The following is a 7,447-nucleotide window of genomic DNA, read 5'->3' on the forward strand; positions in this document are numbered from 1 at the left end:
CTCATTATCCGAGCGCGGAATCGCAGTAGACACCCACTGGAGGGATTGATCTGACCCGGAATCCATGAACCCATCCGGGAACTAGCGCACAACCTCCGGATGAGCATCCAGAAATCGATAGAGGGTCGCCCGGCCGACCCCGAGAATTTTTGCCGCCTGCAGCCGGTTGTTACCGGTTTCCTGCAGCGCGGTTCTTACCCGATCCACAGACAGCCTCGTTCTTCTTTTTTCAGTCAGCCGAATGGCCGGAAGTGTTCCCGCCACGATATTCCGGACATTCTCCGGCAGGTGATGGGGCCGGGCGACCGTGTCGCGGCAGCGAACCATCAGAAAACGGATCACGTTCTGGAGTTCCCTGACGTTCCCCGGCCAGTCATAGCCGAGCATCAGGTCAAGCGTTTCCGGGGCCAGGGAAAAATGCTCACGCCCTTCCTCCCGGTTTCCCTGTTCAATAAAATGGCTGGCCAGCAGCGGGATGTCCGCTCTTCTTTCCCGCAGGGGCGGCAACGAAACCGGGACCACACAGAGCCGATAGAAGAGGTCTTCGCGAAACCTCCCCTCGGCAATCTCCTTTCGCAGCTCTTTATGGGTCGCCGAAACAACCCTGACATCCACCTTGACAAGCTCTTCCCCGCCCACCCGATGGAAGGTTCCGTCCTGCAGGACCCGCAGGAGCTTCACCTGCATGGCGAGGGAAATATCTCCGATCTCATCGAGGAAAATGGTCCCGCCGTCCGCCAGTTCGAAGCGCCCTTTTTTGTCCCGGATCGCCCCGGTGAAGGCCCCCCGGACATGACCGAACAGCTCACTTTCCAGAAGATTTTCCGGCAAGGCGCCGCAGTTGATCGGCACGAAAAGTTTGCGCCCCCGGCTCCCCTCATTATGAATGGCCGCCGCCACCAGCTCCTTGCCGGTGCCGGATTCACCATTGATCAGGACCGGCACCGTGCTGTCGGCAAGCTCCCGGATCGTCTGATACACTTCCTGCATCCTTGAGTCGCGGCCGATAATTCCTGAAAACCTCTCGATTTCGCCCAGCCGGCTGGCCATTGCCATCTCCCGCGACCGGTCCCGGAAAGAGGCGACCACCCCCTGGACCGCACCGAGTCGGTCGGTGACCGGGGTGACGCTCATCTCAAGATGCCGCAGCTCTCCGGAACCGCTGGTAAATTGCAGATGATATGGTGTTGCCGGAAGAACAGGAGGGCGGTCCGCGTTGCAGAAGGAACAATTCCCGCCGCAGAAACTGCCGGGGAAAACCTGATGGCAATCCCGGCCCAGAACCTCGTGCCGCGAATAGCCGGTGATCCGCTCCGCGGCCTTGTTGAAAAAGAAGATCCGCCGATCATTGTCGTGGGCGATGATCCCTTCCTGGAGGTTATCGAGCACCAGTTCGGAATTCCGCCGCGCCCCGATCAGGGTCTCCAGATAGACGTCATGCAAACTCCCGATCCGCTCCCGAATTTCCCGGATCATGGCCTCGTGACTTACGCTTTTGCTCCCCTCCCAGCGCAGAACCGGCGGCAGGCCGGGCAATGGGGGAAATTGCGCGCCTTCGGCCTCGCCGATGAAAACCGCCAGATCAAAACCGAAGAGATCAATATGTTCCGTGGTGATCATCTTTCCGGACCAATTGAGACCTTTTTTCCCGGGAACCTTCTTCTGCTTTCCTTCCGGTACCGCAACTACCGTTTCAATGGTCTCTGACGCCATACTGGACGCGGCGGCAATCGCCTGCTCAGGAAACTTTTCCGAGATGAAGATCACCCGGCAGCCGATCTTTTTATTGTTCTTGCCCATGATGCTATATAAGCCGGAAGTGTCTCACAAGTCAACAGAACGAGACAGTCCGTCGCTGAAATTGAAGCTCCCCGCGGCAGATCAGCACGAGACTTCGAGCCACGGGGAATCTCCGGATGGAAGGTTGCTTGTTGCATCAGATTCGCTCACTCACCCCGCAGCAGATAGCGCAGACTTCGAGCTGCGGGGAATGCGTTTCGCTGTGCATGTTCAGGAATCATTGTTATGGCGGAACGACCGGATATGTTATAAAAAGCCGTGCTCGACGACAACAGGTTGCAGGAAATGCTGAAACATGGCATAAGCTTCGCGAAATCACTACCGAAAAAATGATTGTGGGGAAAGCGTCCGGACTATAAACAGGAATTCCCGCTATACTGCGCAATAACCATATCCCTGTTTTTTATAACGCACCTTCCACAACTTTTAACTCTTCACTTTTAACTTTTAACTATTAAAAAGCCATGACCTTCTCCTGCAAAAATCACGATTTTGAGACCGATATCTGCAAAAAACTGAAGTCCCGCTGCATCATGGGCCGCCCCGGCTGCGTGCTGGAAGGGAAGGTGTCGGTGAGCGAAGAGACCCTGAAGATGCTCCTTGAGCTGGAAGAAAATAAAAAATCCCGACAGGGAAATTGCCGAAACCGCAAAAAGGACCAAGAAGGGTGAACCGCAACATTTTTTTACTCAGCATCTGCCAGGCATTGGGCATGGCCGCTGCCCCGATGATCGTGCTGGTCGGCGGAATTATCGGTTCCGATCTTGCCCCGAGCGCCTCCCTAAGCACCCTGCCGCTCGCGATCATGGTTGTCGGCGGTGCTCTTTTCAGCCTGCCCGCCGCCCTCTTAATGGGGAAGGTGGGACGCCGCTACGGTTTCATGACCGGTTCCGCCCTTGCCCTCGCCGCCTCGCTGCTCGCCATCCAGGCCATCATCACCATGAACTTTTATCTGTTCTGTCTGGCCACCCTCGGCATCGGCGGCAACATGGCCTTTATCCAGCAGTACCGGTTTGCCGCCGCCGAGAGCGTCACCCCGGAGCGGGTGGGCCGGGCCATCTCCATGGTTCTGGTGGGCGGGATCATGGCGGCACTGATCGGCCCGGAACTTGCCAAACACTCCAGGGACTGGCTTCCCCTCGGTCCATACAGCGGCTCCTTTGCCTCGCTTGCGGCAATTTACGTGATCAACATTGTCCTGCTCTCTTTTCTTTCCGTGACCATGAAAGAAAACGCTGTCGTCACCGGCATAAAACGGCCGTTTGCGCAAATGGCTTTCCAGCCCCTCTTCCTGACTGCCGTCCTTGCCGGCCTGGTCGCTTACTCGGTCATGACCTTCATCATGACCGCCACTCCGATCAGTATGCATATCATCGACGGCTTTTCCCTGGACGATACCGCCTGGGTTGTTGAATGCCATGTGATGGCCATGTTCATCCCGTCGCTGTTCAGCGGATTTCTGATTGATCGCTTCGGCATCGGTAAGATCATGATCACCGGTATTCTGCTGATGACCCTCTGCGTGCTGGTCGCTCTCTACAATCAGCATCTGATCCACTACTGGGGCGGGTTGGTGCTGCTCGGCATCGGCTGGAATTTTCTTTTTGTCGGCGGCACCGCGCTTCTCACCAGATCATACCTGCCCAATGAACGGTTCCGGGCCCAGGCGGTAAATGACTTCACCGTTTACTCTTTCCAGGCGGCGGCCTCCCTTTCAGCCGGGGCGGTGATCTATCTCGTCGGCTGGAAAACACTCAATCTGATCTCCCTGCCGCTGCTGATGCTTATGCTGATTATTGTCTTCAGAGCAAACCCTTCACAACCCATCACCGAAAAGTAAACCACGAGCCCGCCCTATGACTGCAAAGAAAATAATAGTGATCGGCGGCGGGCCTTCCGGGTTGATGGCGGCCGGGCAGGCCGCCCTGGCCGGGGCGGAAGTGCTGCTGCTGGAGAAAATGAAGCGCCCCGGCCGCAAGCTCTGTATCTCCGGCAAGGGCCGCTGCAACATCACCAATATCGCCGACAAAGTTGATTTCATGGCCCATTTCGGCCGAAGCGGCCGCTTTCTGCACCAGGCCTTCGCCCGCTTTTTCAACACCGAGCTGCTGGATTTTCTCCACCGCCTCGGCCTTGAAACGGTTGCCGAACGGGGCGGCCGGGTCTTTCCCAAAAGCGGCAAGGCCCATGAAGTGTTGGACGCGCTGCTCGCCTGGGTGGAAAGCTGCGGTGTCAAAATCAGCAGCTCCTCTCCGGTCGATGATCTGCTGATCGAAGACGGGAAAATTGTCGGCGTCAGGTGCGGCAGCAAAACAATTTCCTGCCGGGCGGTGATTCTCGCCACCGGCGGCGCATCCTACCCGGCGACCGGCTCCACCGGTGACGGCTACCGGATGGCCGAAAAAGCGGGGCACACCATCAAAGAGATCAGACCGGCCCTGATCCCCCTTGAAACCGCGGGCAGTCTCGCCAACCGCCTTGCCGGTCTCGACCTGCGGAATATCAGGGTCCGGACCATTATCGACGGCAAACGGAAAAAAGAGCTGTTCGGCGAAATGTCCTTCACCCGGACCGGGGTGTCCGGCCCGGTGATCCTGACTTTAAGCGGAGAGATTGTCGATCATCTGCAACGGGGCGCAAAAATTGAACTGGCAATCGACCTGAAACCGGCCCTTGACGAACAGAAACTCGATGCACGCCTGCAGCGGGATATCGCAAGTCGCGGCAAGGAATCCGTCGAAAGTATGTTGCGGGGGCTTTTACCGAAAGAAATGATCCCGGTTTGCCTTGAACAGACCGAAATAGCCGGTGACAAGCAGGTCCACACCATCAGCGCTCAGGAGAGAAAGACCATCCGAAACTGGCTGAAGGAGCTCCGCCTTGAAGTAACCGGCCACCGGCCAATAAAGGAAGCCATCGTCACCGCCGGTGGCGTTAATACCAAAGAGATCGACCCCAACACCATGGAATCAAAACTGGTTCGAGGACTCTATATTACCGGAGAACTGCTGGACATCCAGGGCGATACCGGCGGCTACAATCTGCAGGCGGCCTTCTCCACCGGCTGGCTCGCCGGACGCGCCGCCGCCGCAAAACAGGACCCTGTTTTGCGGCAATGAAAAATGAAGAATGAAAAATGAAAAATGAAATGTATGAACCCACATTCGATCTGACAATTCTCACCTCCTGATTTTAATCAAATCTGACAAACCCAAAGTAGAGATATTCTGTTGATCCCTTGCCAGATCCTTAACCCATCATGTCATTCAAAAAGTTATGATGTTCAGTAATTATCAAAACTTTGGTGCAATTTATTCCCTCTGTCGACAATGTGTATTCCTGACAATCAATACATTTTGGAACTGTACGTAACAAAATTAAGATGTGACTGATCTTTGGAAATCATTCATTATCTGTCTGTTTTTTCTTACAAAAAGAGAAAAGGAGGCAGATATGGATTCACCGCAGTATTCAATCCGATACACATTTTCCTATTCTGGAAGGCACGAATTTCCGATTTCGTTCAATAGTCATGATTTCTGTGGAAATTATGGACTTCCCCAACCGGAACTGCCTCCAACACCGATCACTCACTATCGCCAAGAAAAGACGATCGTTTACGATCACCTTCTCAATAAACTGGGAGAAAGCAATTTCCCTGGGAAAGAGTATGTAATCAGCTATCTGAAGGATAAGTATCGCCGGAATTTGAGTCCCCGTACTCTTTTGGCAAGTGTATACTCGGTCAGGTTGTTCTTGCTGTTTCTGGAAAAGAATGGCCGCCGTGACATATTGGATCTTTCTCGCCGGGACATAGAAGCATATGTCGAGCATGAGCAAGACCGTGGTTTAAAGGTGCTATCAATCAAGACCAGGCTTGTCTCGTTGTATGCGTTTCTCAACTTCCTGGTTAAATCGCATGTCTTGCCCCCAATGATTTTGGAGCGGAAAATAAGGATCAAAACACCTTCGTCTTTGCCCAGAGCAATTGCCTTCGATGATCTAACAAAATTTCTTTCGGGCATATCCGAGATCCGCGACCGTGCGCTGATAATGCTTTTGTTGCGGACTGGCATGCGAATCGGGGAGCTGCTTGCCCTCCAGGTCACCGATATCAACCTCGACGAACAGAAAATCTGCATTTACATCGGGGAGAAAAATGCCCAAGGCAGAGTGGTGTATTTCTGCGATGATGCAAAGGAAGCATTGCTCGCCTGGCTGCGAATCCGTAATCCGGAAGCAGAGCCTCTTTTTTATGGTCGTAACAGTCAACCGCTCTCTTACGCCGGCGCTCGCAAGTTGTTTCTGAAACATCTGAAAAAAGCAGGGCTGGCCGCGAAAGGCTACTCGATACATCAATTGCGGCACACATTTGCCACCGAACTTTTGAACGTCGGGATGAGGCTTGAGGTGCTGCAGCAACTGCTGGGGCATTCAACCATTGAGATGACGCGTCACTATGCGAGGTTGACGGATAAAACACGGGAGGAAGAATATTTTCGAGCTATCAATCGCATTGAAAGGGAGGGATCGCATGGACTTTACTGACAGCATTATCCAGTATCGGCGATATTTGAAGCGGCGGAATCTCTCTCAATGCACAATCAGGAACTACCTGAACAGCCTGAAACATTTTTTAACCTGGCTCGAAGTTCCAGTTGAACTGGTCACTCATCGAGAGATAAGTTGCTATATCGAACGATTGCAGCGCCAAGGGAAACACCCAAAGACCATTAATTGCCAGTTGAACGGCATCCGAAGTTATTACAATTTCTTGCGTTATGAAGAGGGGGCATCCTTACAAAACCCCGTCAGGACAGGTAGCGCACTGCGGCTTCCCAAACCTCTTCCCCGGTATCTTCAAGACAACGAAGTTGATAAATTGTTTGCTGCACTGAAAACACGCCGTGACAGGGCAATGTTCTTGCTCATGTTGCGTTGTGGGTTGCGGGTGGGAGAGGTCGCGGCGCTTTGCATTGACGCAATAGACCAGAAGAGGCAGCGATTACTTGTAAAAAACGGCAAGGGGAGTAAAGATCGGACTGTTTATCTAAGCAGGGATTCGCTTTGTGCCCTAAACGATTACTTGAAAATCCGCCCAGCTTCTAATTCTTCAGGAGTGTTCCTGGTAGAGAAAGGGAAGCATCGGGGTTCCCCTATATCTGTTCGGGGTATCCAAAAACGTATTGAGTATTATACGAAGAAAGCCGGGGTGAAGGCTTCATGCCATCATCTGCGGCATACCATGGCGACCCAGTTGCTCAACGTTGATGCAGACTTGGCGACGATCCAGGATCTCTTGGGACATAGCAGGATTACTACTACCCAAAGATACTGCAAAGTTTCTAATGTGAAAGTCGCTCGAGACTACAACAAAGCAATGGAATTGATTATGGAGAAAAGCATATTCTTGGGTAGATCTGACAGACATTGACACGAAAAGATTTTAACTGTAATGTCAAGCGTAACTTATTAATTTGAAAGAGAAAAAGCAGGTTTTGTTACGTATAGCTCTTGAGAATCTTGTCATGAATAACCTGCCCTGCATCATGGCTTGACGAGTTGACTTTTCATTTTGTATCTTCCTGGAACAAACGGAGGATTTATACTTTTCTTGAAATCATTCTACGACGACATAGAGACGGAC

At 52.9% G+C, this 7,447-nt stretch carries 6 protein-coding genes; 5 read left to right on the forward strand and 1 reads right to left on the reverse strand.

Annotated elements, in window-relative coordinates:
• Positions 1–81: 81 nt before the first annotated feature.
• Positions 82–1,476 (reverse strand): sigma 54-interacting transcriptional regulator, encoded by a 1,395-nt coding sequence (locus tag KKG35_07310; protein ID MBU1737936.1) that lies wholly within the window; start codon positions 1,474–1,476, stop codon positions 82–84.
• 788 nt (positions 1,477–2,264) lie between these two features.
• Here KKG35_07310 and KKG35_07315 point away from each other — a divergent pair.
• The 5 genes from KKG35_07315 to KKG35_07335 all read left to right on the forward strand — a co-directional run bounded on the left by KKG35_07315 (position 2,265) and on the right by KKG35_07335 (position 7,234).
• Positions 2,265–2,471: a hypothetical protein gene (locus KKG35_07315; protein ID MBU1737937.1), complete on the forward strand. Its 207-nt coding sequence runs from the start codon at positions 2,265–2,267 to the stop codon at positions 2,469–2,471.
• Positions 2,468–3,640, forward strand: coding sequence for an MFS transporter (locus KKG35_07320; protein ID MBU1737938.1), 1,173 nt, complete (start codon positions 2,468–2,470; stop codon positions 3,638–3,640). The genes KKG35_07315 and KKG35_07320 overlap by 4 nt, the downstream gene beginning before the upstream one ends.
• A gap of 16 nt (positions 3,641–3,656) precedes the next feature.
• Positions 3,657–4,919, forward strand: a complete 1,263-nt coding sequence (locus tag KKG35_07325; protein ID MBU1737939.1) for an NAD(P)/FAD-dependent oxidoreductase — start codon at positions 3,657–3,659, stop codon at positions 4,917–4,919.
• A 334-nt stretch (positions 4,920–5,253) separates the two neighbouring features.
• Positions 5,254–6,348: a tyrosine-type recombinase/integrase gene (locus KKG35_07330; protein MBU1737940.1), complete on the forward strand. Its 1,095-nt coding sequence runs from the start codon at positions 5,254–5,256 to the stop codon at positions 6,346–6,348.
• Positions 6,335–7,234 (forward strand): tyrosine-type recombinase/integrase, encoded by a 900-nt coding sequence (locus KKG35_07335; GenBank protein MBU1737941.1) that lies wholly within the window; start codon positions 6,335–6,337, stop codon positions 7,232–7,234. Before KKG35_07330 ends, KKG35_07335 begins: the two co-directional genes overlap by 14 nt.
• The last annotated feature ends 213 nt before the right edge of the window (positions 7,235–7,447 follow it).

The organism is Pseudomonadota bacterium (genome assembly GCA_018823285.1).
Lineage (GTDB): Bacteria > Desulfobacterota > Desulfobulbia > Desulfobulbales > JAGXFP01 > JAHJIQ01.